Annotated in this window: 1 pseudogene; it reads right to left on the bottom strand. The window is 64.0% G+C overall.

Annotation, left to right across the window (positions count from 1 at the left end):
* Positions 1 to 509, bottom strand: a pseudogene (locus ACLRGI_RS08565) (pyruvate dehydrogenase (acetyl-transferring), homodimeric type); the annotation flags it as partial.

Genomic DNA, 509 nt, shown 5'->3' with positions numbered 1-509 from the left:
GGGTGAGTGTCCGTCGGCGTGTTGGAGTCCTTCGCCGGTGAGGGTGGTTCGTCCTGCGGTGGCGCCGATGATGAAGCCGCGGGTCATTTGGTCCGCGGCGGCCCAGAAGGAATCTCCGGTGCGTTGGAAGCCGAACATGGAGTAGAACACGTAGATCGGGACCAGGGGTTCGCCGTGGGTGGCGTAGGCGGTCCCTGCTGCGGTGAACGCTGCGACGGCGCCGGCTTCGTTGATGCCGGGGTGGATCAGTTGGCCTGCGGGTGATTCTTTGTAGGCCAGGACGAGGTCGCGGTCCACGGAGAGGTAGTTCTGGCCTTTGGGGTTGTAGATTTTCGCGGTCGGGAAGAACGCGTCCATCCCGAAGGTGCGGGATTCGTCCGGGACCACGGGCACGAACCGGGCGCCGAAGTTCTTATCCCGCATGAGGTCTTTGAGGAGCCGGACGAAGGCCATGGTGGTGGCGGCTTGTTGTTTCCCGGACCCGCGTTTGGCGACCTCGTAGGACTTCG

Origin of the sequence: Paenarthrobacter sp. PPS72 (assembly GCF_048537125.1) — a bacterium.
Lineage (GTDB): Bacteria > Actinomycetota > Actinomycetes > Actinomycetales > Micrococcaceae > Arthrobacter > Arthrobacter nitroguajacolicus_E.
Note: the sequence above shows the minus strand (reverse complement) of the source record. Positions and strands in the feature narration are given on the sequence as shown.